19 protein-coding genes and 1 pseudogene are annotated in these 24012 nt (G+C 64.4%); 12 read left to right on the top strand and 8 right to left on the bottom strand.

The window, feature by feature from the left end; all coding sequences use genetic code 11:
* The first annotated feature begins 38 nt into the window (after positions 1-38).
* The 7 genes from HYR72_02280 to HYR72_02250 all read left to right on the top strand — a co-directional run bounded on the left by HYR72_02280 (position 39) and on the right by HYR72_02250 (position 10441).
* Positions 39-878 (top strand): polysaccharide deacetylase family protein, encoded by an 840-nt coding sequence (locus HYR72_02280; protein MBI1813786.1) that lies wholly within the window; start codon positions 39-41, stop codon positions 876-878.
* Positions 875-2539, top strand: coding sequence for a glycosyltransferase family 39 protein (locus tag HYR72_02275; protein ID MBI1813785.1), 1665 nt, complete (start codon positions 875-877; stop codon positions 2537-2539). The genes HYR72_02280 and HYR72_02275 overlap by 4 nt, the downstream gene beginning before the upstream one ends.
* Entirely contained in the window at positions 2536-4305 is a 1770-nt protein-coding gene (locus tag HYR72_02270) for a glycosyltransferase family 39 protein (protein MBI1813784.1), read from the top strand. Before HYR72_02275 ends, HYR72_02270 begins: the two co-directional genes overlap by 4 nt.
* Before the next feature lie 219 nt (positions 4306-4524).
* Positions 4525-5634: a DegT/DnrJ/EryC1/StrS family aminotransferase gene (locus tag HYR72_02265; GenBank protein MBI1813783.1), complete on the top strand. Its 1110-nt coding sequence runs from the start codon at positions 4525-4527 to the stop codon at positions 5632-5634.
* Complete coding sequence (locus HYR72_02260) at positions 5631-6560, top strand: glycosyltransferase family 2 protein (GenBank protein MBI1813782.1); 930 nt, start codon at positions 5631-5633, stop codon at positions 6558-6560. The genes HYR72_02265 and HYR72_02260 overlap by 4 nt, the downstream gene beginning before the upstream one ends.
* 184 nt (positions 6561-6744) lie before the next feature.
* Positions 6745-7710: a Gfo/Idh/MocA family oxidoreductase gene (locus HYR72_02255; protein MBI1813781.1), complete on the top strand. Its 966-nt coding sequence runs from the start codon at positions 6745-6747 to the stop codon at positions 7708-7710.
* A 229-nt stretch (positions 7711-7939) separates the two neighbouring features.
* Entirely contained in the window at positions 7940-10441 is a 2502-nt protein-coding gene (locus HYR72_02250; protein MBI1813780.1) for a DUF4215 domain-containing protein, read from the top strand.
* 318 nt (positions 10442-10759) lie between these two features.
* Here the strand turns inward: HYR72_02250 and HYR72_02245 are convergent.
* The 3 genes and pseudogenes from HYR72_02245 to HYR72_02235 form a co-directional block, all read right to left on the bottom strand.
* A pseudogene (locus tag HYR72_02245) lies at positions 10760-11146 on the bottom strand (type II toxin-antitoxin system VapC family toxin).
* The gene (locus tag HYR72_02240; GenBank protein MBI1813779.1) at positions 11143-11418 is read right to left on the bottom strand and encodes a type II toxin-antitoxin system Phd/YefM family antitoxin; all 276 of its coding nucleotides are present in this window, start codon (positions 11416-11418) and stop codon (positions 11143-11145) included. Before HYR72_02240 ends, HYR72_02245 begins: the two are co-directional and overlap by 4 nt.
* Before the next feature lie 75 nt (positions 11419-11493).
* Positions 11494-12741, bottom strand: coding sequence for a BamA/TamA family outer membrane protein (locus HYR72_02235; GenBank protein MBI1813778.1), 1248 nt, complete (start codon positions 12739-12741; stop codon positions 11494-11496).
* A 367-nt stretch (positions 12742-13108) separates the two neighbouring features.
* On the opposite strand from HYR72_02235, the gene HYR72_02230 reads away from it, so the two are divergent.
* A complete protein-coding gene (locus HYR72_02230) occupies positions 13109-14377 on the top strand; it encodes a HAMP domain-containing histidine kinase (GenBank protein ID MBI1813777.1) in 1269 nt (422 codons plus the stop codon).
* Between the two features lie 238 nt (positions 14378-14615).
* Positions 14616-16067, top strand: coding sequence for a hopanoid biosynthesis associated radical SAM protein HpnJ (hpnJ, locus tag HYR72_02225; GenBank protein ID MBI1813776.1), 1452 nt, complete (start codon positions 14616-14618; stop codon positions 16065-16067).
* A gap of 146 nt (positions 16068-16213) precedes the next feature.
* Here hpnJ and HYR72_02220 read toward each other — a convergent pair whose 3' ends face one another.
* The 3 genes from HYR72_02220 to HYR72_02210 form a co-directional block, all read right to left on the bottom strand.
* Entirely contained in the window at positions 16214-17014 is an 801-nt protein-coding gene (locus HYR72_02220) for an enoyl-CoA hydratase/isomerase family protein (protein MBI1813775.1), read from the bottom strand.
* Between the two features lie 173 nt (positions 17015-17187).
* Complete coding sequence (locus HYR72_02215) at positions 17188-17817, bottom strand: inorganic pyrophosphatase (protein MBI1813774.1); 630 nt, start codon at positions 17815-17817, stop codon at positions 17188-17190.
* 205 nt (positions 17818-18022) lie between these two features.
* A complete protein-coding gene (locus HYR72_02210) occupies positions 18023-18493 on the bottom strand; it encodes a hypothetical protein (GenBank protein MBI1813773.1) in 471 nt (156 codons plus the stop codon).
* 127 nt (positions 18494-18620) lie between these two features.
* Between HYR72_02210 and HYR72_02205 the strand changes: the two genes are divergently transcribed.
* Positions 18621-19103, top strand: a complete 483-nt coding sequence (locus HYR72_02205) for a flavin reductase family protein (GenBank protein ID MBI1813772.1) — start codon at positions 18621-18623, stop codon at positions 19101-19103.
* A gap of 68 nt (positions 19104-19171) precedes the next feature.
* Here the strand turns inward: HYR72_02205 and HYR72_02200 are convergent, their stop codons facing one another.
* Positions 19172-19522 carry a (2Fe-2S)-binding protein gene (locus tag HYR72_02200; GenBank protein MBI1813771.1) on the bottom strand — a complete coding sequence of 117 codons (351 nt, stop codon included), beginning with the start codon at positions 19520-19522 and terminating at the stop codon, positions 19172-19174.
* Between the two features lie 412 nt (positions 19523-19934).
* Between HYR72_02200 and glmU the strand changes: the two genes are divergently transcribed.
* Together glmU and glmS are read left to right on the top strand one after the other, a co-directional pair.
* Positions 19935-21395: a bifunctional UDP-N-acetylglucosamine diphosphorylase/glucosamine-1-phosphate N-acetyltransferase GlmU gene (glmU, locus tag HYR72_02195; protein ID MBI1813770.1), complete on the top strand. Its 1461-nt coding sequence runs from the start codon at positions 19935-19937 to the stop codon at positions 21393-21395.
* Positions 21396-21407: 12 nt separating this feature from the next.
* The gene (glmS, locus tag HYR72_02190) at positions 21408-23240 is read left to right on the top strand and encodes a glutamine--fructose-6-phosphate transaminase (isomerizing) (GenBank protein ID MBI1813769.1); all 1833 of its coding nucleotides are present in this window, start codon (positions 21408-21410) and stop codon (positions 23238-23240) included.
* A gap of 36 nt (positions 23241-23276) precedes the next feature.
* Here the strand turns inward: glmS and HYR72_02185 are convergent, their stop codons facing one another.
* Entirely contained in the window at positions 23277-23993 is a 717-nt protein-coding gene (locus HYR72_02185) for a hypothetical protein (GenBank protein ID MBI1813768.1), read from the bottom strand.
* Positions 23994-24012: the final 19 nt, after the last annotated feature.

The raw sequence follows: 24012 nt of genomic DNA, 5'->3' as shown, positions 1-24012 counted from the left end.
GACTGGCTCTCAAGGTTGATATCGACACGCACGTCGGCATGCAGCGCGGAGTGCCCGCGCTGTTGGCGCTGTTCGAGCGCCTCGACGTGCGCGCGTCGTTCTTCATCTCGTGCGGTCCGGATCACTCCGGGCGCGCCATTCGGCGGGTGTTCCATCCCGGGTTTGTACGCAAGATGCGCCGCACCAACGCGGTCGGTATGTACGGCTGGCGTACGGTGCTGTACGGCACGTTGCTGCCGGGGCCGCAGATCGCGCGCGCGTTCCCCGAGATCATGCGCGCAGTGGAGGCGGCCGGACACGAGGTCGGGGTCCACGGCTACGATCACGTCTATTGGCACGATCGTCTCGCCCGCCTTCCGCTGGCTGCGGTGCGCGCCGAGTTTCGGCGCGGCTGCGATGTCTACGCAGAGATTCTCGGTCACCCGGCGCGTTCGTTCGCCGCGCCCGGATGGCAATGCACGGCGAACAGCCTGACCTGCTTCGATGAAGCTGCGCTGCTCTATCACAGTTGCACGCGCGGCGCGGCGCCGTACCGGCCGCGCGTCGACGGCCATGTCTTTGCGACGCCGGAGATCCCGAGTACCTGGCCGACGCTGGATGAAACCTACGGCGAAGTCGCGACCACGACTCCCGAACTGGTGCGTCACTATTTGGGATGCGTGCACGCGGGCCTCAACGTCCACACGATTCATGCGGAGATGGAGGGGATGCCGCACCTCGACTTGTTCAGGGCGCTGCTCACCGCGGTCAAGCGCGACGTCCAGTTCGTGCGCCTAGACGCGGAGGCGAAGCAGCTGCGCGCCCCCGAGTTGCCGATCCACGACCTCGTCGCGCGCCCGCTCGCCGGCCGGCACGGAACGGTTGCGACCCAACAATGACCGCTGTACCGGCCCCGGCTCTCGATGAAGCCGCGGGAGCGATTCCGTCGTGGGTAACACTCGTGTTCGCGGCTGCGGTGGTGGTGGCCTACACCTTCTCGCTCGCTTTCGGCGCGCTCGCCGAACCCGACGAAGCGCGCTACGCCGAGATCGCCCGCGAGATGCTGGTGCGGCACGATTGGGTGACGCCGACGCTGAACTTCGTCAAGTACTTCGAGAAGCCGCCGCTGGTGTACTGGCTGACGATGCTGACGTTCACCATCTTCGGCATCACCGACTGGGTGGCGCGCGTCGTGCCCGTCGCGTCGGCGTTGCTGACGCTCGCGCTCACGTGGATCATCGCTCGGCGCATCTACGATCGATGGGCGACGTTGGTCGGCGTGGTGGTGTTGGCGACCTCACCGCTGTTCTTTGCGTTGGGACAGACCCTCACTCTCGATGCCACGCTGATGGCGTGCTTGACCGCGACGCTGGTGTGCTTCTGGTTCGGCTACCACGACGCCGCGCGGCGGCCGCGATTCTATCGCCTGATGTATGTCGCGGTGGCGCTCGGCGTCCTCACCAAAGGGCCGGTGGCTGTCGTGCTGAGCGGTGGAATCGTCGTCGCCTTCCTGATCACTCAGCGCGATTGGCGTGCAATTGTACCGCTGCTCGATCCGATCGGGATCGGATTGTTCGCCCTGGTGGCGTTACCCTGGTTCGTCTTGGTGAGCACTCGCAACTCGGAGTTTCTGAACTTCTTCATCATGGATCAACATGTGAAGCGGTTCGTCTCACCGGATGAGCATCAGGAGTCGAGGTGGTTTTTTCTCCCGTTCGTGGTGCTCGGGTTGATGCCGTGGAGTTTGGCGCTCGCGTTGTTGCCGCACCGCTGGCGGGCGCTGCCGCGCGTGACGACGTGGTCGGACGGCACCTGGTTCTGCGTGTTGTGGGCGAGTGTCGTGATTGGGTTCTTCAGCTTATCGGCCTCGAAGCTGATCACCTACATTCTGCCGGCGTTTCCGCCGCTGGCGCTGCTGACGGCGCGCGCGTTGCAAGTCGCGTTAGCCGAGGACGTACCGCTCGGCCGCCGGATGGGGATGGTCTTTACGTACCTCGGGTGGATCATGGTGATTGGCGGGGGCGTCGCGGCGTTGCTGCACGCGGACCCGATCGTGCCGCGGATCCTCCCCTCGCTCGGTGTCGGCGGTGTGGTGATGGTGGTGGCTGGCGGGCTGGCGCGGCGCGCGCCCACGCCGCAGCGCGCGCTAGTGGCGGTCGCGGTCGGATGGTCGCTCCTCTTGTGCGCGGCGATTGCCGGGCGCGATGTGACCAATAGCTACCGTGGACTCGCCCGTGTGATTCACGCCCACGCGGGTCCCGACGATCAGATCGTGATCTATCATCACTACGTGCAGGGCATGCCGTTCTACACCGAGCGTCGCGTGGTGCAGGTTGGCGGGCGCGGCGAGCTGACGTTTGGCAGCGAGCAGGGCGATCAGCGCGCGTTCTTTTGGCGCGAAGACGATCGCTTGTTGCAGGCCTGGGCCTCGCCGATACGACTCTTTCTCGTCATCAATCGTACGGAGTTGGAAACATTGAAGCCGCAGCTGGTCTCGCCGCCGACTGAGATTGCGGCCGAAGGCAAGAAGGTTGTGGTCGTGAACCACCCGTTGTCATGACCGACGACGTGATGCCGGCTGTCGGCGAGTCGGCGCGGCCGAGCGCGGAGCCGAGCCGCTCCCCGCTCCTGATAGTGGGCGGCGCCGCGCTGCTCATCGGCTTGTGGTGGCTGCTGCAACTGTGGGGGCTGGGCGCGCATCCGTTCCACACCCACGGTGAAGCGCGCGAGGCGTTGGTGGTGTGGCAGATGACGCATGACGGCGGCTGGATCCTTCCGCGCCGCGATGGTCCGAGCGGCAGCGAGATCCCGTCGAAGCCGCCGTTGTTTCATTGGCTCGCGGCACTCACCGCGGTCATCCACGGCGACACTGACGAGTGGAGCATTCGGTTGCCCTCGGCAGCTCTGTCGCTGGCGGGCGGGTTGGTGACATACGCCACCGGCGTCGCGCTGTGGGGCGCCGGAGCCGGGTTGTGCGCGGCGACCATCACGCTGACCAGCTTCGAGTGGCAACGCGCGGCCACCGGCGCGCGTGTCGACATGGCGTTGACCTTCGGCCTGGTGGTCGCGTTCTGTTCGTACTTGTTCTTCGCGCGCCGCGACGGCCGCCCGGGCTGGCTGCTGCCGTTCTATGGTGGGATGGCGTTCGCGGTGTTGGCGAAAGGCCCCGTGGGCGTGGCGTTGCCGGCGTTGTTGATCGGCGCAAGTTGCGCCGTGCAGCGCGACGTCGAACCGCTGCGTCGCTTGCGGCTGCTGCGCGGATTGACGGCAGTAACCTGCATCGCCGGCCTGTGGTACCTGCTGGCGATGTGGGTCGGCGGCTTCGCGTTCGTCGGCAAGCAACTGTTGAACGAAAACGTGTTTCGCCTCTTCGATGCCAACGACTTCGAAGGCGGCCACCGCCACGGACCTTTCTATTTGTTGTGGAGTCTGGCGGCGGGATTCCTACCGTGGACGTTGCTGCTACCAGGTGCGGTGACGGCGTGGTGGCGTGCGCGCGCCGAATGGACGAGCCGCGACCCGCGCGTCTACATGCTGCTGTGGATCGTGATCGTCTTTGCGCTCTACTCGCTGGCCGTCAGCAAGCGCAGCGTCTACCTGCTGGCGCTGTATCCCGCGCTCGGCCTGTTGCTGGGTTCGTGGGTCGCCGATGTTGTGCGCTCGGGTGCGACCGATGTGATGCCGGGATGGTGGCGTATCGTGCTGCGGGGGCTCGCTCTAACGCTTGCCGGATTGATCGGCGCGCTCATCGCGCTGACGATTTTCGCCGCGCTCGGTATGCCGCTAGTCGAGTGGGTTGCGGCGCGCTTTGGAACTGAGGCCGGATCGTACGGCACGTGGATCGCGGCCGCACTGCGCGGCCAGTGGCTAGTGAGTCTCGGCTGTCTCGGGGTCGCGGCTGCTGCGGCATGGTGGCTGGCGCGCGCGCTGGCGGCGCGGGCGTGGCCGCCGGTGGTCGTCGCGCTGTTGCTGATCCAGTGCGCCGGCGCGGTGCTGACATCGCAAGTTGTGATGCCGGCGATTGCGGGTCATCTCACCTATCGTGCCTTCATGCCTGCGGTGCGCGCGGTGATCGGCACGCAGACTCCACTTTTCTTCTACCGGACCTTTGAGTATGAAGCGGCCTTCTATTGGGGCGGCCACATTGGAGTGTATGGGAAGGATCTTTCGGCGGCGGCGCCGCGCTACCTACTGATGACTCGTCGCGAGTGGGAGCAGTTGCCGGCGGCGCCGCGCGATCTCTACGAACGCGTGCCGCTGCCGGCCGCGGTCGAAGAGGGCGACGAGCAACGCCTCGTTTTGGTGCGCAAGCGCGCTGATGGCTGAACGAACTTTGATGCGAAGAGAACTTCACCGTCGAGTCGCCAAGAACGCCAAGCCGGCACAGGCTGGGGCGCGTTGCACCAAAAGTCGAGCGACATCTCCACTCGTCATTCCGGCGAAAGCCGGAATCCAGGATCGCGCCCCAAGCCCCCGGCTGGATACCGGCTTTCGCCGGTATGACGGACCCATTGCCAGCATGTTGCGGACCGCACCGCCAATCGGATGAGCACAACCATTCCTCTCCTGGACCTGAAGCGCGAGCACGCGCTGTTGGCGACCGAGATTGCCGCGGCCTGGTCGGCGATGCTGGCGGAGATGCATTTGCTCAAGGGCCCCAACACGCGCGCCTTCGAACAGGAGATCGCGGCCTATGTTGGCGTGCCGCACGCGGTGGGAACTTCGTCGGGTACCGAAGCTCTCGCCCTTGGTGTCGCGGCGTTGGGGATCGGCGCCGGCGACGAAGTCATCGTCCACGCCAACGGGTTCATCGCCGCGGTCGAAGCGATCCGATTCACCGGCGCGCAGCCGGTCGTGGTGGACGTGGAAGCCGACGGTTACGGACCCGATGTCGAGCAGGTCGCGCGCGCGCTGACGCCGCGGACACGCGCGGTGATGGCGATTCACCTCTACGGCGCGCCGCTGCGCTTGCAGCCATTGCTGGATCTGGCCCGGGTGCGCGGCATCGCGGTGATCGAGGACGGATCGCACGCGCACGGTGCCGCGCGCGACGGGCGGCGCGTCGGCAGCTTCGGCGCCGTCGGCTGCTTCAGCGCCGGCGTGGTGAAGAACCTCGGCGCATACGGCGATGCGGGGTTCGTGACCACCGCGGACGATGCGATCGTCACGCGCCTGCGTCTGCTGCAGACCCACGGCCAGGAACGGAAGAATCATCACGTCATCTATGGCGGCAACTACCGGCTCGACGAGGCGCAGGCCGCCGTGTTGCGGGTGAAACTGCGCCATCTCGACACGCGCAATCAACGCCGGCGCGCCATCGCGGCGTTTTACAGCGAACGGTTTGCGCCGTTGGGCGTCGGTGTTCCGGTAGAGCGGCCGGGCGAAGTGCACGTCTACCACCAGTACGTGATCCGCACGCCGCAGCGCGACGCGCTTGCCGCGCATTTGAAGCGCGCGCAGATCGAGACCGGCATTCACTATCCGGTGCCGTTGCACCGCCAGGTGGCGTGGCTGCGCGCCTACGGCGAAGGGCCGGCGCTACCCCGCGCGGAGCAACTCGCGGGCGAGATTCTGTCGTTGCCGGTGTTTCCCGATCTCACCGACGCCGAAGTCGAGCGGGTGGCTGACGCGGTGGTGGCGTTCTTCCGCCGATGAGCGCGGGTCATTTGGCGTTGCCGGCGTTGTCGGTGGTGGTGCCGGTGTTCAACGAGGCAGGCAATGCGGGACTGCTGTGTCGCGAAATTTGCGCAGTGGTGAGTGCGATGACCTCCGACTTCGAGATCATCTTCGTCAACGACGGCAGCCGCGACGGCACGCTCACTGAGTTGCGCGCCGAGTTGTGTGCATTGAATGCCGAGAAGCCGCGCCTGCGCGTCCTCGATCTCGACGGCAACTTCGGCGAAGCGGCCGCGCTGTCGGCGGGCTTCCACGCGGCCCGTGGCGACCGCGTCGTTACCCTTGATGGCGACGGGCAGAATGATCCCCACGACATCCCGCGCTTGCTCGCCGCGCTGCACGGTGAAGTGCGAGTCGTCACCGGCTGGCGCCAGCAGCGCCAGGAGAGCACGCTGCTGCGCGTGCTGCCGTCCATGATTGCCAATAGATTGATCGCGGCGGTGACGCGCCTGCCGGTGCACGACAACGGGTGTGGCTTGAAAGCGTACGACCGTGAGGTGTTGGGCGACCTCCATCTGCCGTCCGGCTTGCACCGTTTTCTGCCCGCGATTCTCGGCGTGCGCGCGCACGAGGTTGCGGAGGTGCCGGTGAACGATCGACGCCGTCAGCACGGCGTGTCGCACTACGGCATCAGCCGCACGGTGATCGTGCTGCGTGACGTGCTGGCGCTGCGCTTCATTCTCACGCACCCAAGGCTGTTCGAGGCGGCCTTCGGCGTGCTGACGTTCGTTGCGGCCGCTGTCGCGACGGTCGCGGTGCGGCGAGCCGCGCCCGGTGGAGCGTTGATTGCGCTGCTGTTAGCCAGCGTCGCGCTGATGAACTGGTGGAACTTGCGCCGCTTCAATCGCGCGCAACGCATCGGTGTCTACCGAGTTCGCGGCGAGTATGTCCGTGAAGCGATATGAACGGATTCACCACAGAGCACACCGAGAGCACCGAGCCAAGGAGGAGCAAAGCGAAAGTCCATTGCCAATGGGTTTAGGAAAGTGCTCGAATACTCTCGTGCCGACTCTCCCTCTGCGATCTCTGCGTTCTCGGTGGTGAAGTTCATGTCAGATCAAGGCTAACGCGGGCCGAAGGAGCGTCGCAGTGAGTGACGTGGCGATCGGATTGATTGGGCTGGGCTACTGGGGCGAAAAGCTGCTGCGAACCTTTCGCAATACGGCGGGGCTCCGTGTCGAGGCAGTCTGCGACGGCGATGTGGCGCGCGTACGCGCGGTGGGCGACAACCTGCGCGCCTGCGCCGACGCCGCCGCGCTGTGTGCTGACCCGGAAGTGACCGCGGTGGCGGTCGCCACGCCGCCAGCGACGCACTTCGAGCTGGCGCGCATGGCGTTGCGCGCGGGGAAACATTGCTGGGTCGAGAAGCCGCTGGCGCTGCGTGCGGTCGAGGCGCGTGAACTCGTGACCCTCGCCGCTGCGCACAGCGTCACGCTGTTTGTCGACGAGACCTTTCTCTACGACCCGCTGGTGCGGCGCGCGAAAGAGTGGATCACCACCGGCCGGCTCGGTCGCCTGTACCATCTCTCATTCGAACGATTGGGGATGGGTCGCATTCGGCGCGACTCGAACGTGTGGTGGAACTCCGCGCCGCACGATCTGGCTATCCTGCGCTACCTAGTACCGACGGATGTTGCGACGATTCGTGTCGAACAGTTCAGTTACATCCAACCAAAGATCGCCGACATGGCGGTGGCGACGATCCGGTTGAGCGACGGCGTGTCGGCGCATGTGTACTTGAGCTGGCTGTCGCCGGTGAAAGCCGCGCGCGTCGTCGCCGTTGGCTCGAGAGGCATGTGGCACTTCGAAGGCCGCTTCGGCCAGCGCAAGCTGACGTTCTTCGACTACGCCGTCGCCGATCCGGCGAGCGTGCAAGGCAACGTTATCCCAACTTCTGACTGCAAGCCCAGTGAAGTCATCGCCGGAGGTGACGAAGAGCCGCTGGCGCTCGCCGCCGCGGCGTTTGTCGAGTCGGTGCGATCAGGATCGCCCGCGCCCAGCGCCGGGGAGTATTCAGCCCGCGTAGTCGAGTTGCTGGAGGCAGCGGAGGGGTGAACGGTGAGGCGTGAGTCGTGAAGGGTGAGTCGTGAGTTCGTGAAACGTGAGTCGCGAGAGATTGACGCCGTCGCCTCCGGCCATTCACGATTCACGAAGTCACAGATCACGAGTCACGATGTCATTTGTGTTTGCCAGCGCGTTTCAGCCCGTGCTATTGACGACATCGTTCGTTCAGTAGTCGGAGGCCAACAGGCGAAAGCCGCTTCGCATGCGGCAGGAGGGGGCAATGAGGCGACGAAGCGCTGCGGTACTCATCTCCTTGACGCTGGCTGTGCCGGCGGTCGCGTGGGCGGCAGCGGGCGACCTGGACCCAACCTTCGGCAACGGTGGGATCGTTCGCGGTACATCGGGCTGGATTGCAGCCCTTGTCGTTCAACCCGACGGCAAGGTGGTCGCGGTCGGGTCGACGGCTGAAGGGACTGCGCTTGGTCGCTACAACGCGGACGGCAGCGTAGATACGACGTTCGGCACAAATGGGCTTGCGATCTTGCCCAGTTCGCCAGTCTATGGAGGCTTCGCGAGCGCACTCGTGCTTCAGCCGGACGGCAAGCTCGTCGCGGGTGGGGCCCTAGGGAAAAGTCAGACTGACCAAGACTTTGCCCTCGTTCGCTGCAACCCCGATGGGACCTTGGACTCGACGTTTGGCAGTAACGGCGTTGTCGTCACGCCGATTACAAGTCAGGCGGAATATGTGACCACTCTGGCGCTGCAACCCGATGGCAAACTGCTGGCGGCCGGATATGCATTGTCCCCTGCCAAGCGATTCAGGTTTGGCGTCGTGCGCTACAATCCAGACGGCAGCCTAGACCGATCCTTCGGTAGAGGCGGAATCGTCCTTACCCAGATTGGATTGAATGACTATGCGGAGACGATTGTCGCCCAGCCCGATGGCCGAATCGTCGTAGCCGGAACCTCTTGCGACGCCAAAAGGTGTACCTCCTCGCTCGAACGTCTGACGTCGGCTGGCCGCCGCGACTACACATTTGGCCGCGTCGGAATCGTAAGATCGATTGCGAACGGAATCGAGGATTTGGTGCTGCAACCGGATGGCAAGTTGGTAGGACTCGGACCTGAGTCGGGAGTTGGAGGGTACCTGCAACGCTACAACACGGATGGAACGCTCGACACGACCTTCGGGGCGGGCGGTGTTTCGAGCGCAAATTTTGTGAGCGGTGGCCACGCGTTGGTGCGGCGGGCCAATGGAACTTTTGCGGTTCTTGGAACGTCTGCAAGCGTCTTGACCCCGCGCGATACGAGTTTCCGTCTCTCCCGCTATACGGCCGACGGCAACTGGGACTCGTTGTATGGCAGCGATGGCGTGATGACAACGAACATCGGAACCGACTGGGACTGGCCCACCGCCCTCGTGCAGCAGCCCGATGGCAAGCTCGTCGCGGGCGGAACATCGAGGCTTGGGTCTGGGATCGGCGATTGGGTGCTTGTTCGCTATCAGGACGGTGACTGCGGTAGTGGCAGTGTCGACCCTGGAGAAGAGTGCGACGACGGTAACCTGACCGACGCCGACGGCTGCGATGCCAACTGCACGGTGACGCGATGCGGCAACGGCGTTGTGACCGCGGGTGAGGAATGCGACGACGGCAACAACGATGATCACGACGGGTGCAAGAGCAACTGCACGCTGAATACGTGCGGTGACGCCGTGGTCCGCACCGGGATCGAGCAGTGTGACGACGGCAACGCGATCGAAGACGACGGCTGCAACTCCGTGTGCGTCCGCGTCGGCTGCGGCGACGGCGTGCTCGGCCTCACCGAAGAGTGTGACGACGGCAACACCGTCAACGGCGACGGTTGCGACTCGAGCTGTCGCACCGAGCTATGCGGCAACGGGCGAGTCGAAGGGAACGAGGCGTGCGACGACGGCAATACGGTGGACGGCGACGGGTGCCAGGCCAACTGTACCTGGTCGCTCGTCTATGATGCGGTGCTCTCGTCAATCAGGATGCCGATTGCAATCCAACTCACGGCGACGCGTGCAGAGGTCAACAAGGACCTCCGCCTAGTGGTGCGGGATGGCGCCGGTCCACTGCCGAGCGGGCACACGATTCGGCTGGTGAGCAGCGACGGAGACTGCCCGGCTGGAACCGTTGCGCAATCTCCGAACGATAGTGTCAGCATCCACGTGACCCGAACTGCCTTCCCCAACGCGACCAAAGAAATCCCCCAGCGCTGCACGCTCACGTTCAGCGTTCACGCAGAACCGCAAGACGTGACAGAGCCGACACCGGAGAACAATGTCGTAAGTGTGGAGCTCAACGTGCTCGACGGCACGGTCCCATCGGTGGCGACGCAGACCCGGTTCGTCCTTAGGAGCCTCAACTCAATACGTGCGACGATTCTGCGAGGCTGGGACAGTCTGCCTGCTATTGTTTCGCTTGACGTTACCACGGCGAAAAGTGGTGTTGGCACGCCCCAGCCGACTCGTGAGATCAGCATCACGATCCAAGACGGGACCTGTCCGTCAGGCATGCTTGAGAACGGTCCCTTCGTTTTGGGGACCTTGGGCACCACAATTGCCGGGCGCCCGCCCAGGTCGCGCGCGCACCAGTTTGTCAACCTGACGTTGAGCAAGGATGGCTTTCACGCGGCCTCAGCCAACTCGCCAGCGCGTTGCACTGCGCTCGTGACCGCGACATCGCCGGGGGTTGATTCCGAGGCTCAACAAACGACCCGATTGACGATCGACGTGGTTGATCAGAACGATTTCTAGACGGTGAGTCGTGAGAGGTGAGTCGTGAGACGCCCGTGAAGCGCGAGTCGTGAGCGGTCGATGCCTTCCGATTCGACGATTCACGTCTCACGCTTCACGCCGCACGGACTCAAAACGGATGATCGACTCCGGTAAACACGCTCGGGCCGCCGCCGGTGCTGGCGAAGTCGACGTAGGCGACGACTTGCGGCGCGATCACGGCACGGAACCCTAGACCGCCGGCGGTGGCATCGCCCACGATGCCTCTTTGAGTTCCAACTATTGTAGGCACAGAGCCCGTCACCAACAGCACGTTCTCCCGATTCGAACGCAGGGGACCTACCACAAGCGCGAGATGCCGTACCGATCGAATATCGCGTCGCCGCTGATCAAGGGTGCACCGTCCACTTGGGCCTGAGCGATGAGCAAACGATCGAACGGGTCGCGATGATGGAGAGGAAGACGCGTCTGCGCATCAGCGTATTCCACAGTAATCGGCAGAAGCGTCGCGCCGAGGTCCATTCTCGCCTGGTTCATCCACTGCCGGTACGGCATCGACAATGAGAGCTTCCCCAGGCTGACTTTGATCGCGATCTCCCAGACGCTTGCCGCACTGAGGAACAGCTCGTTCGCCGGGTCAATGATCGCGGTACGGGCTGCAGCGCCAAGCAGGTGATCTTGATCGACCCATCAGATGACGGCGTGGGTGTCGAGCAGGACTCTCACTCCATGTATTCCTCGAAATCATCGAGCGGCGCATCGAAGTCCGGGGCCATGTACAACACCGTGCCGCGCAGTGTCCCGGGCCGCGGTGGCTTTCGCGGGCCCGCACCAACGGCAGGAAGGAGGCGGGCCACCGGCTGACTGTCCTCGGTAATGACCACCTCCGCCCCTTCGTGCAGATGGTGGATCAACTCGGGTAGCTTGGTCTGGGCCTCCTGAAGCGAGATGCGCGTCGTCACGATGAACCTCCCATGAGCTGGAACGCAGTGTGGCATCAAAGGACAGTTTACTCAAAGCCCCGAACACTCACGATTCACGGCTCACGACTTCACGCCTCACGCCTCACGGATTCAGAACGGATAATCCACCCCCGTAAACACGCTCGGGCCGCCGCCGGTGCTGGCGAAGTCGACGTAGGCGACGACTTGCGGCGCGATCACGGCGCGGAAGCCGAGGCCGCCGGCGGCGTGCGGGTCTTGCAACGGAAACGTGCGCGAGGAGTTGAACACGCGCCCGAGCTCGAAGAACGGCGCCACCTCGATGTGGCCGTGGACTTTGAACTGCTCGACCAGAAACGCCGGCTGCCACACGTTGCTGCGTAGCTCGCTGCGCAGAAAGCAGCGATTGTTGTCGATGTAGCGATTGCTGCCGGCGCCGCGAAAGCTGCGCATGCCGCCCAGCGGGCTGCGATCGTAGAACGGCGCGCGGTCGCCCCCTTGGATGTAGTCGAGCACCGCCTGGGTGGCCAAGACGAATTGCTTGTCGCGCTTGAGCGGTAAGAACGAGCGGCCTTCGAGTCCGTACTTCACATACGACGCCGAACTGCCGAGCGCCTGATCGATCACTTCGATACCGCTGTCGGCCAAGACGCCTTCGGTGGGAATATCGCTGAAGTCGCGCGTGTCGTAGCGCAGGCCGAAGCGCTGGCCCACCACCGTTGCCCCGTCGATCCCCGGGGTCTGTGCGTACTGCGGATCGCCGACCAACTGCGTGATGCTATCGATCCCGCCCTTGCGCAGACGCACCACCCGCCAACGCGTGCGCGTCGTCGCTTGCAGATGATACGGCAGGTTCACGCCGAGCGAGCCGGAGAGACCGCCCGTGTCTGACGTGTAATTGGTCTCGGCACTCTGCGTGGTTTCGTTGCCGAAGCCGAAGAATCGTTCGAAGGGATCGTTCTCGTGGAGGCCTTGCACGCGCGCGTCGAGCCATCCGTCGAGTAGATCCTCGCCGGAGTACATCGCCTCGAAGTACTCGCCGATCTTAGTGGCCTTGCCGCCTTGCAGGAGGAGTTTCTGTTTGGCGGTCGGGTAGTCGAAGAACCGCAGCGACGGATACACCCCGGTGATGTCGTTGTAGCGGATGTCGGGGGCGACGATGCTGCGCAGTTGCTGTTGGTCGTTGGAGATCAGCACGACGGGCAAGACGCCGACGGTCACGCCTTCGTTCGGATCGGTGGTGACCTCTGGAACCGGCACCAAGGTGGCGTTCTTCGTCAATTCAAGGAACGCCCGAGTGGTAGACGCCGCCGCGAGGTTGAGCAGCACTGCGGCTGCGGCCAGCGACCACCAGCGCGGATGTCGAGATGCCGTGCGCACCGCTCGCTCAAACCACGATCGCTGACTCAAAGAAAGCTGGCCCGAAGGAAGGGAGACCTCGATGATGTGAGTGCTGTGGTGGATTGCAGAGAGATCACGACGCATCGCGATGCAACGGTTTGGCGCTGTCCCGACTGTATGGGATGCGGTGGCGAACATCTCACGTCATCGACGCGGCGGTCCCGCCGGTTGCCTGGGTCAGTGCCGAAGCGCACGGACCAAGAGATGCGTGGCATGGCCAGTGCAATGTCACATGATGCGACCGCAATGCGGTACCGGGCTGTGTGTGAGAGGCCCGCTGCTTACGCGGGCTGCGCGCCGTTCTCACCCAGGGTCGGGAAGGCGGAGGGGGCGGGAGGTTGCGATCATGACCAAGGCTGAGCCGACGCCCGAAGAATCCAGAGTGCAGACCCTGCTTCTGCTGCGCTGGGTGCTCATCATTGCGACATCCTATCTGTTGCTGTTCAGTCGACTCCAACAAGCGACTCCGGCGGTCGCGCTCTTCGTCGCCGGGTATTTCGCGTCCAACCTGGCATTGACTTCTCTGCTCCCGCGAATGCGTTCGCGTCGCGTGATCGACGTCGCAGTGGTCCTCTTCGACACCGTGGCGATTTGCTTCGGGTTGGTGCTTACCGGCAACGTCACCCACGACTTCTTCCTGCTCTACTTCCTGATCATGTTCATAGCCGCGCTCACCGAACGGCTGGGGCTGGTGGTTGGGGCGGCGGTGCTTGCCTGCCTCGTGCATTTGATGACGCTGTCGCGTTTCGTCGCGGTCGGCGATTTGGTCGCGAATGGCTACCTTCTGCGCATCCCCTTCTTCCTCGTCGTGGCGCTGTTTTTCGGTCATCTCGTCGAGGATGAAGGACGGGCGCGCGAGCGCGCGCGTCTGGAGTTCGTGTCGACCGTCAGCCACGATCTCAAGAGTCCGCTGGGGGTGATTCAATCGATCGCCGAACTGCTGCTCGACGACGCCGCTGGCGCACTCACGAACGACCAAGCGCAACTGGTCCAGCGCATTCGCGCCAGCGCGCATCATCTCATCGCGCTTTCGCACAACCTGTTAAACAAGGCCCGCATCGACGCCGGCCGTCTGACGCTGCAACCGACGCCAGAAGACCTCGCAAACCTCGTTGCCAATGCCGTGGAGCGCGCCCGCTGCGCCGGCGATCTCAAGGGCATCACGCTCAAGTGTTCGGCGGCGACCGATCTGCCGATCGTGCAGATCGATACGGCGTACATCGAGCGTGTGGTGTCCAATCTGCTCGACAACGCCATCAAGTTCACGCCGCGCGGGGGGATGGTGGATGCGTCGGTGTCTCGAGAGGGCGACCAGCTCGTCCTCAGGGTCGCCGATACGGGCCGCGGCATTGCGGCCGCGGAACTACCCTCCTTGTTCGAGAGAGATCATCGCCGCGCACAATCGAGTCGGGAGGGCTCAGGGTTTGGACTCTTCATCGTGCAGGCCATCGTCAGCGCCCATGGCGGCGCGGTTGAGATGGAAAGTGACCCGGGGCGAGGGACGACCGCGACCGTGCGGCTTCCAATTGCGGCGCTGCGGGCGGAGCGGTCATCCCCACCGTCCCGCTGGTGGCGGATCTTGCGCAATGACGCCGAACCCGTTGCGCCGGCTTAGATTGGATTTCTCGCTCAGTGGGCCGTGTTCGGCGCGTAGGATGGGCACACTGCCCACCGTGCGTCGGGGGGAAGTCGCCGTCGCTCGAACCGGACCGCGCGGTGGGCCCACCCTACAGGTGTCGCGACGTTCCGCCGTTCACGAAAACACACCGGGCGCTTCGTGGACTCAAAGAGTCTTGCGTTCGTTGGCGCTCGCGGATAGGCTCCGGCGCGACTGGCCGAAGGGGGAGGGTCTGATGTCGATGAAGACGCTGTTGCTGAATCCGCCGTCGTATGACGACTTCGATGGCGGGGCGGGCTCGCGTTATCAGGCGACGCGCGAGGTGTGGTCGTTTTGGTATCCAACCTGGCTCGCCTACCCGGCGGGCATGCTGCCGAACACGCGCCTGCTCGATGCACCGCCGGAACATCTCAATCAGCAGCAAGTCGTCGACATCGCCAAGGACTATGACTTCGTCGTGCTGCACACCAGCACGCCCTCCTTCAAGCTCGACCTGCGCACCGCGGAGATGATCAAGTCGGCGAATCCCGACTGCCTCATCGCCTTCGTCGGTGGCCACGTGACCGCGCAGCCGGATCAGTCGCTGCTCGCCTCGGAGGCGCTCGACGTCATCGTGCGCAAGGAGTTCGATCACGCCGTGCGCGACCTCGCGGAGGGACGCGACCGCGCGGGGATCTCCAACATCAGCTACCGCGTCGATGGCAAGGTGCGCCATAACCCCGAGCGCTTGCCGCTCGATGGCGGCGACCTCGACTCGTTGCCGTTTGTCACCGAGATCTACGCCCGCGATCTGAATTATCTGAAATACAACAGCCCGTACTGCCAGTATCCGTACGTGTCGCTCTACACCGGGCGCGGCTGCCCGGCGCGCTGCACGTTCTGCCTGTGGCCGCAGGTCACCACCGGCCACTCGTACCGCACGCGCAGCCCGGAGAACGTGTTCGAAGAAGTGAAGAACATGAAGCGGCTCTTTCCGCAGATGAAGGAGATCTTCTTCGACGATGACACCTTCACCGCCGATCCGCCGCGCGCTCGCAAGATCGCCGAGTTGATCAAGCCGCTCGGCCTGTGCTGGTCGACCAACTCGCGCGCCAATGTCGATCGCGAGACCTTGCGGGTGCTGAAGGAGGGCGGCCTGCGCTTGTTCGTGGTCGGCTACGAGTCGGGCAACGATCAGATTCTCAAGAACATCAAGAAAGGCGTCAGCACCGAACGCGCGCGCCGCTTCACCAAAGATTGCCACGATCTCGGCATCCTGATTCACGGCACGTTCATCGTCGGCCTGCCCGGCGAAACGCGCGAGACCATCGAAGAGTCGATCCAGTTCGCGCGCGAGATGAACCCCGAGACCTTGCAGGTGTCCCTCGCGTCACCATACCCGGGCACGCACTTCTTCGAGTACGTGAAGGACAACGGCTTCCTCGTGCAAGACATCTACAACGACGAGGCCGGGTACCAGCGCTGCACGGTCAGCTACCCGGATATTTCGAGCGAAGAGATCTTCGCGGCGGTCGAACGCTTTTACAAGAAGTATTACTTCCGCCCAACGTACATCTTCAAAGCACTCAAGAAAATGGCGCGCAGCTCAGAAGAGCGCAAACGCATGCTGAGCGAGGCCGGACAATTTTTGGGTGCGATGCGCAATCGTAAGAGCAGCGCCAACGGCATCAGCGCCGGCACGGCCTGAGCGACGCGCGGGCGATCCGATTCGTCATTCCCGCGGAAGCGGGAATCCATCTTGGAACCTGCCCACCACCCCGCCTGGATACCCGCTTTCGCGGGCATGACGGACCCTCGGCTCGATATCTTTGCAACAACCCGCAACGGACGAGTTCAACTCTCCGTGTACTGCGGCCGGCGCTTTTGCAGGAACGCCAGCACGCCTTCGCGGAAGTCGTTGGTCTGCGTGCAGAGCACCTGGTTGCGGTCTTCCATTGCGATGACTTGCTCGAGGCTGCCAGCGTCGATGCTGGCGTTCAGGCACTCCTTGGTGAGACGCAACCCGACGGGCGAGGTCAGCAACATATCGTCGACGAGACGGCGCACCGCGGCTTCGATCTCTCCATCGGGAACCACCTCGGACACCAAGCCGGTGGCGAGCGAACGCTGCGCGTTGATGAAGCGGCCGGTGAGGAGTAGCTCCGCCGCGACCGAGGCGCCGACCAGGCGCGGCAGAAAATAGCTGACGCCGACGTCGCATGCTGACAGACCGATGCGGATGAACGCGGCGTTCATGCGCGCGCTCTCCCCCGCGATGCGCACGTCGGCGGCGAGTGCCAAGGCGAAGCCACCGCCGCACGCCGCGCCGTGCACGCCGGCAATGATCGGCTGCGGTGCTCGCCGCATCAGCATCACCAGCTCGCTGATGCGGCGCTGACCGCGCAGCGCAGCTTGCACGGCGCCGGCGCCGCCGTCGCCACCGGTGTTCTCCTTCAGATCGAGGCCGGCGCAAAAGGCGCGCCCGGCGCCGCGCAGCACGACGATGCGGGTGTCGAGATCGGCGGGTAGCCCGCCGAAGTAGTCGCGCAACTCCGTCACCATCGTGCTGTTGAGCGCATTGAGCGCGTCGGGGCGATTGAGCGTCAGCCAGGCGACTTGTCCGTCGCGTGTGAGATCCAACGTGGTGTACGACATCAAAAATCCTTTCGTCAGCAATTGCGGTAGCCGGAGGGAGAGGAAACCGCCGATGCACGCCGATGAACGCCGATGGGGAATTGGATGCAGCTCATCGCTGGATCACCCAGTGCATTCTTTCTCCCGCTCTTCCGAAAGCTCCGATCGGCGTCCATCCGCGTCCATCGGCGGTTTCATGATCTCTTCTTGTCGCCGAACTCGGCTTGGTAGTCGGCGCGAGCGGCGTTGAGGATGGCGCGCGCTTCCATCGAGTTGTAGACCGGGTCGACGCTGATCGGATTCGCCGCCTCGCCTGGGATGGCCTTGTAGGTGAGGAAGTAGTGGCGCAAGCGATCGATCACGGCGCGCGGCACTTGGGTGATGTCGGCCATCTCGCCGTAGGTCGGATCGCCGAGCAGTACGGCGATGATCTTGTCGTCGGCCTCGGCTCGTTCCACCATCCGCAGGCCACCGAGCGGACGCGCTTCGAGCAGGATCTCGCCGCGCGAAATCGGCCGATCGGTGAGCACGCAGATGTCGAGCGGATCGCCATCGCCGCTGGTGACTGTTGGCGCGCCCGGAATCGGATGCGCGGCGACGAGCGTGTGGCAGTAGGTCTGTGGCACGAAGCCGTACAGCGTTGGACAGAAGTTGGAGAAGCGTTGCGGACGATCGACCTTGAGATAGCCGGAGTGCTTGTCGATCTCGTACTTCACGCCGTCGGTCGGCACCATCTCGATGTAGACCCGCACGATCTCCGGAAAGCGCGACCCCGGATCAACGCCGTGCCAAGGATGCGGACGAAACGCGAGTGGTTGATCCATAGCCTGCCTCAGATGCCTTCCAACTCAATCAGCAGAAGGAGAGGAAACCGCCGATGGACGCCGATGAACGCAGATGAGGAATGCGGCGCGACTCATCGAGTGATCGCCAAGGGCATTGTGATGACGTGTGCCGATGTCTCCCGCTCTTGGGGATGACTCTGATCGGCGTTCATCGGCGTGCATCGGCGGTTGCATTTCTTCCGCGCTACGGCACGGTCGGCGTCGCGTCGGGCGGGGCTTCGCTGACATCGACGAGTTGCAAGTCGCGTGACCCGGCGCGGTGACGGCCGAGCACGATCAGCTTCTGCCCTGGCGCGGCACCGGTGAGTTTGCCGACGGCGGGCGATGGGCCGCGCAGGAGGAAGCTCACGCGATAGGGCGTGATCTCCTGCAACACCTGACCGTAGGTACGACTGCCGGTGACGACGACCATCTTGCTGAGATCGAACTCATAGTCCTTGCCTTGGTACTGCAACACGAGATGCGCTTCCGGTTTGATCCCCGCCGGGGCGTTAGTCACGTAGCCCTCGAGCCGCAGCAGATCGGGAGAGCCGGCACGATTCGGGCCGATGGCACCGACTTGCGTGCTGGCAACGACTAGGCAAAGGACGCCGAGCGCCGCCAGCCAGCGTAGGTAACTAGTCGATGCGGGTGTCCGCACGGCCCTCGACGACATGGCGGCGGATCATACGTCGAGACGTTGGTGGAACGGAAGCGGTGCACGGGTTGCCTTCTGTGTCGAATGGTGGCACTTGCCCGGGCCGAGCGACCGCGCGTTGCGGTCAGACCAAGGAGAATTCCGGATGCCGATCGACAAGAATGAGTTCCGCCGGGTGCTGGGTCACTTTGCCGCGGGGGTTACGGTGGTGACCACGCGCGGCGCCGACGGCAAACCGTACGGCTTGACGGCGACGGCGTTCACCTCGGTGTCGCTGCTGCCGCCGCTGGTGCTGGTGTGCGTCGACAAAAAGGCCGACAGCTATCCGCACTTCAGCTCGGGCATCTTTGGCGTCAACTTTCTCGCCGTCGATCAGGAGGCCATCTCGGGCCGCTTCGCCAAGTCAGGCGGCGACAAGTTTGCCGATGTTTCGTTTCGCTGGGGCAGCGTCGGAGTGCCGTTGCTCGCGGGCACCGTCGGTTCGCTCGAATGCCGCACGGTCCATGTTTACGACGGTGGCGATCACACGATCTATGTCGGGGAAGTCGAGGGCGCGGAAGCGACTGAGCGCGATCCGCTACTGTACTTTCGCGGCGCGTACCGGGGGATAGTCGGCAGTAGGCAGTAGGCAGTCGGCAGAAGACGGCAGGCAGAAGAGATCCTTCATCCGGCTGCCGACCGTCCCCTGCCGACCGCCTACTTTTCTCCGCGCATCCACTGATAGGTCGGATTGGCCATCCAGCCGAGCACTTTGCGTGGGCTGGTGATCACCTCGACATCGGCTAGGACACGAGTCTGACACGAGAGTCGATATTCGGGCCCTTCCCAGCCGGTCTTCTTCTCGTCGGTCGGAGTGCGAGCGGACAGCGCGCGGGGGTTGCTCACTTTCACCCGACAGGTGCCGCACAACCCGAAGCCGCGGCAGTTGAGGATGTTGGTTGGAAAGACGTAGAGGTCGATTCCGTTGGCGAGCGCGACTTCGCGTAGATTGCTGCCTGCGGGGCAGTGAACGGTGACGTTCTGCTTGACGAAGTGAACTGTCGGCATGTGGCAGAGCCTCCCGGCGGGCGTCCATAGCGAAGCCATCTCAGCGGAGCAAGCGGTGTCGTCTGCGTCGCGTCGCGCCCGCGGCAATTTCTCCGCCGTTGCTCAAGATTGATATCGCCGATGACGCACATGCCGCGCGCACAGCGCGCGACAGCGCGGCGCTTCGAGTTGCCGATCATCACGCGCTCACTGGCATGTGTCCTGCTCTGCTCGATGGTCAGGCAGGCAAGGGACGCAGCCCTTGCCTAGACTAACCGCGGGGAGCTGCAGACGTGCACGGCGGCTGCAGCTCCCCTCTTCCGCATGCGCGCGTTGCGCGCGCGCTCAACACGCTTCGAACGGTTGACGGTCTGCCACCTGCCGCTATAATCCGCGCACTTTGGCGTCTCCCCAAAAACTCGCTGCAATTGTGATGGCCGCCGGTCTCGGCACGCGCATGCGCTCGCGCCAGGCCAAACTGTTGCATCCACTCACCGGCTTACCGTTGATCCGCTACCCGTTGCGCGCCGTGAGCGCGCTTGACGCCGATCCGGTGGTGGTCGTCATCGGCCATCAGGCGGATGAGATGATGGCGGCGTGTGGCGAGCACTCGGTTCGCTTTGCGCATCAGTCGCAGCAACACGGGACCGGTCATGCTGCTCAATGCGCCGCCGAGGTGCTGACAGACTTCACCGGCGATGTGCTGATCCTCTACGGCGATCTGCCGTTGCTGACCAGCGAGGCGCTGGCGAGTCTGGTGGCTGCGCATCGCGGTGCGGGAGCGGTGTTGTCGTTGCTGACCGCGACCATCGACGATGCCCACGGCTTTGGGCGCATCATCCGTGAGCACGGCCGCGTTGTCGGCATCGTCGAGGAGCGCGATGCGAATGCCGCCCAGCGCGCGATTCGCGAGGTGAACGTCGGCGTCTACTGCGTCGCATCGTCGTTTCTCTTCCCCGCGTTGAAGCGGTTGCGGTCGAACAACGCACAGGGCGAACTCTATCTCACCGACATCGTCGGCCAGGCGGCGGCGCAAGGGAGCGTGATCGCGGACGCGCCCGTGGCGGAAGCCGAGGTGGCGCAGGTGAACTCGCGCGTCGAACTCGCCAACGTCGAACGAGCGCTGCGCCAACGCATCACCCATCGGTGGATGACCGACGGCGTTACGCTCGATGATCCCGACACGACCTACATCGGGCCGGATGTGATGATCGGGCACGACACGGTGATCGGTCCCAACGTGATCCTGCGCGGTAGCACGCAGATCGGCGATGCCTGCCGCATCGATGGCAGCGATCTCATCGTCGATTCCGTCATCGACAACGCGGTGCACGTGAAGTTCGGCGTCGTAATCACCGAGTCGCACATCGGCGCAGGGTGTCAGATTGGCCCGTTCGCCCAACTGCGGCCGGGCACGCACCTCGCCGCCAACGTCCACATCGGCGATTTCGTCGAGACCAAGAACGCCGTGATCGGCAGCGGCACCAAGGCGAATCACCTCGCTTACATCGGCGATGCCGAGATCGGACGCGACAGCAATGTCGGCGCCGGCGCGATCACGTGCAACTACGACGGCGTTCGCAAACATCGCACCGTGATCGGCGCGCGTGTGCAGATCGGCAGCGACAGCCAACTGATCGCGCCGGTCACCATCGGCGACGACGCCTACATCGCCACCGGCACCACCGTGATGCAGGACGTGCCCGCGGGCGCGCTCGCCTTCACGGTCAAGCGGCAGGAGCACCGCCCCGGTTGGGTTGCCACGCGGCACGCGCGCGAAACCAAGGCTGGACCGGCGACCCCGGCCAAGAAAACCAAATCAACCACCAAGCGCCGCGCGGTGCCCAAGCTGCGAGCGCGCACGGCGGCGGCAAAGAAGCGCAGAAGTCGATAGAGGCACGCGGCTATGTGCGGCATCATGGGCTATGTCGGTGACCGCGAGGCCAGCTTCATCTTGTTCCAAGGCCTCAAGCGCCTGGAGTATCGCGGCTATGATTCCGCCGGGATCGCTATCCGCGCGGACGACGGTCGCATCGACATCCGCCGCTGCATCGGCAAGCTCGATCAGTTGGAGAAGCTGCTGCGCGAAGCGCCGCTGCACGGTCCCATCGGCATCGGCCATACGCGCTGGGCCACCCATGGCGGGGTGACCGATGCGAACGCGCACCCGCACCGCGCCGGCCATGTGGTGTTGATCCACAACGGCATCATCGAGAACTATCTCCTGCTGCGCGCAGCCATGATCGCCAAGGGGCGGACGATCAGCTCGCAGACCGATACCGAGATCATCTCGCACCTGATCGACGACTGGATGCAGCAGGGGCTCGACTTCGTGGCGGCGACGCGTCGCGCCATCGAGCAACTCGAAGGCTCGTTCGCGATCGTGGTGATGTGCGACCTCGAACCCGACAAGCTGCTCGCCGCCAAGAGCGCGACGCCCATCGTGATCGGGCTCGGCAACGGAGAGAATCTGATTGCCTCAGACATTCCCGCGCTGCTCGATCACACGCGCGACGTGTTGTTCCTCGAAGACGGCGAGTTGGCGGAGGTCACCCGCGATCATGTGAAGCTGTCGACCTTCGCCGGCACGCCGGTTACCCGTGCGCCGCGGCGCGTGCTGTGGGATCCGGTGACGGCGCAGAAGGGTGGCTACAAACACTTCCTCGCCAAAGAGATCCACGAACAACCGCAGGCGATCATCGACACCACGCGCGGTCGCCTCGAACTCGAAGCCGGCGACGTGGCGTTGCCCGAGATCGACCTCGGCCCCGAGTGGTGGCAACGCATCGACCGCATCACGCTCGTGGCGTGCGGCACCGCGTGGCACTCGTGCTTGATTGCGAAATTCTACATCGAGCAACTGGCGCGCATCCCGTGCGACGTCGACTACGGTAGCGAGTTTCGTTACCGCGATCCGGTGGTCGATGGGCGCACACTAGTGATCGCGGTGTCGCAGTCGGGTGAGACCCTCGACACGCTGGCCGCACTGGCGACCGGGCGCGAGCGGGGCGCGCAAACGCTGGCGATCTGCAATGTGGTCGACTCCTCGATCGCGCGCCGCGCCGCCGCGGTGCTGTACACGCACGCCGGGCCGGAAATCAGCGTCGCGTCGACCAAGGCCTTCACCACGCAGGTGACGGCGTTGTTTCTGCTCGCGCTCCACCTCGCTCGGCGCCGCGGCACCGTGACGGCAGAGAACGGGCGCGAGTTGCTGCAGCATCTCGTTACGGTTCCGCACCACATCGAGACCGTGTTGCAGCAAGACGCAGCGATCGAACAACTGGCGCGGCGCTACGAACACGCACGCGACGTGCTTTTCCTCGGCCGCGGCATCAACTACCCGATCGCCCTCGAGGGCGCGTTGAAGTTGAAGGAGCTGTCGTACATCCACGCCGAGGGCTATCCGGCCGGCGAGATGAAGCACGGCCCGATCGCGTTGATCAACGAAGAAGTGCCGGTGCTACTGTTGCTGCCGCACGATCGCGTGTACGCCAAGACGGTGAGCAACATGAAGGAGGTCGAATCGCGCGGCGGCAGGATCATCGCCGTCACCGACGCGGTCGACGACGAGCTGGAAGCGGTGGCTGCCGACATCTTGCGCGTGCCCACCCTGCACCCGCTGCTGATGCCGGTGGTGCTGACGATCCCGCTGCAGTTGTTCGCCTACCACGTCGCAGTGCGCCGCGGCACCGACGTGGATCAGCCCCGCAACCTCGCCAAGAGCGTCACAGTGGAGTGATTCCGCATTCCGCATTCCACAATCCGCAATCCGCAATCAAATCACATATCCCTTCGGGCCGTGGGCGACGATGACAGGCTCGCCGTAGCTTAGCGACTGATCCGCGTTCACGTCGATCTGATGCAGCGCGATCTCGAAGCGGCCGATCGGACACTGCACCAACACCGCTAGGCGCGCGCTGTCGGCGGCGAGCACGACGGCGGGTTCGTACGCCTCGACGGGATGCATCACCTGCCAGCCCTCGCCGGCGGTGATCTGGCTCAGCTCGTCGGCGGAGGCGATCAGATGCGAGTGCGCCCAGCGCGCGCTCGCCCACAGTTCCTGCATCGCCAGCCAGTATTCGAACACTCCGGCTGCCGTGCGTGGAAACGTGAAGTGGCGGTACAGCAGCTCCACGTCCTGAGTCGGTGCGCTCGCGAGGGCAGACGCGACCGCATCGGGCGCCGCGTGCCAATCGAGGAGCTGGCGGACTGTATCGACATCGGTGCCGGCGCGCGCGACGAATGGCCGCACGAGCAAGTCGCGCCCTTGTTGGCCGTAGCTGCGATAGCGGACGACGAAGGCGGTCGCGAGTTGCACGGTGGGGATTGCGGCGAGCACTTCCGCAGCGTTGGCTTCGAACAGCTCCTCCCAGTAGCGCGTATCGGGTTGCGCTGGCGGTACGCCGAGCCGGTCGACCGCTCGCTGACGCGCGGCTTCGATGCGTTTCGTCAGTGCGCGCACGTGCGCAGCAGGAATGAATTCGACGGACATGAGGGGGCAGGGGTTAGGG

Source organism: Deltaproteobacteria bacterium, assembly GCA_016178705.1.
Classification (GTDB): Bacteria; Desulfobacterota; Binatia; order HRBIN30; family JACQVA1; genus JACOST01.
This window is presented reverse-complemented; position numbering and strand designations above follow the sequence as displayed.

What these genes read in the sequence shown, in the direction of transcription:
- HYR72_02240 (MBI1813779.1), bottom strand. Translation starts at nt 11,418, where the DNA reads ATGCCACACTGCGTTCCAGCTCATGGGAGGTTCATCGTGACGACGCGC.
- HYR72_02275 (MBI1813785.1), top strand. Translation starts at nt 875, where the DNA reads ATGACCGCTGTACCGGCCCCGGCTCTCGATGAAGCCGCGGGAGCGATT.
- HYR72_02250 (MBI1813780.1), top strand. Translation starts at nt 7,940, where the DNA reads ATGAGGCGACGAAGCGCTGCGGTACTCATCTCCTTGACGCTGGCTGTG.
- glmS (MBI1813769.1), top strand. Translation starts at nt 21,408, where the DNA reads ATGTGCGGCATCATGGGCTATGTCGGTGACCGCGAGGCCAGCTTCATC.
- HYR72_02230 (MBI1813777.1), top strand. Translation starts at nt 13,109, where the DNA reads ATGACCAAGGCTGAGCCGACGCCCGAAGAATCCAGAGTGCAGACCCTG.
- HYR72_02200 (MBI1813771.1), bottom strand. Translation starts at nt 19,522, where the DNA reads ATGCCGACAGTTCACTTCGTCAAGCAGAACGTCACCGTTCACTGCCCC.
- HYR72_02220 (MBI1813775.1), bottom strand. Translation starts at nt 17,014, where the DNA reads ATGTCGTACACCACGTTGGATCTCACACGCGACGGACAAGTCGCCTGG.
- HYR72_02210 (MBI1813773.1), bottom strand. Translation starts at nt 18,493, where the DNA reads ATGTCGTCGAGGGCCGTGCGGACACCCGCATCGACTAGTTACCTACGC.
- HYR72_02185 (MBI1813768.1), bottom strand. Translation starts at nt 23,993, where the DNA reads ATGTCCGTCGAATTCATTCCTGCTGCGCACGTGCGCGCACTGACGAAA.
- HYR72_02270 (MBI1813784.1), top strand. Translation starts at nt 2,536, where the DNA reads ATGACCGACGACGTGATGCCGGCTGTCGGCGAGTCGGCGCGGCCGAGC.
- HYR72_02280 (MBI1813786.1), top strand. Translation starts at nt 39, where the DNA reads ATGCAGCGCGGAGTGCCCGCGCTGTTGGCGCTGTTCGAGCGCCTCGAC.
- HYR72_02205 (MBI1813772.1), top strand. Translation starts at nt 18,621, where the DNA reads ATGCCGATCGACAAGAATGAGTTCCGCCGGGTGCTGGGTCACTTTGCC.
- hpnJ (MBI1813776.1), top strand. Translation starts at nt 14,616, where the DNA reads ATGTCGATGAAGACGCTGTTGCTGAATCCGCCGTCGTATGACGACTTC.
- HYR72_02260 (MBI1813782.1), top strand. Translation starts at nt 5,631, where the DNA reads ATGAGCGCGGGTCATTTGGCGTTGCCGGCGTTGTCGGTGGTGGTGCCG.
- glmU (MBI1813770.1), top strand. Translation starts at nt 19,935, where the DNA reads ATGGCCGCCGGTCTCGGCACGCGCATGCGCTCGCGCCAGGCCAAACTG.
- HYR72_02265 (MBI1813783.1), top strand. Translation starts at nt 4,525, where the DNA reads ATGAGCACAACCATTCCTCTCCTGGACCTGAAGCGCGAGCACGCGCTG.
- HYR72_02215 (MBI1813774.1), bottom strand. Translation starts at nt 17,817, where the DNA reads ATGGATCAACCACTCGCGTTTCGTCCGCATCCTTGGCACGGCGTTGAT.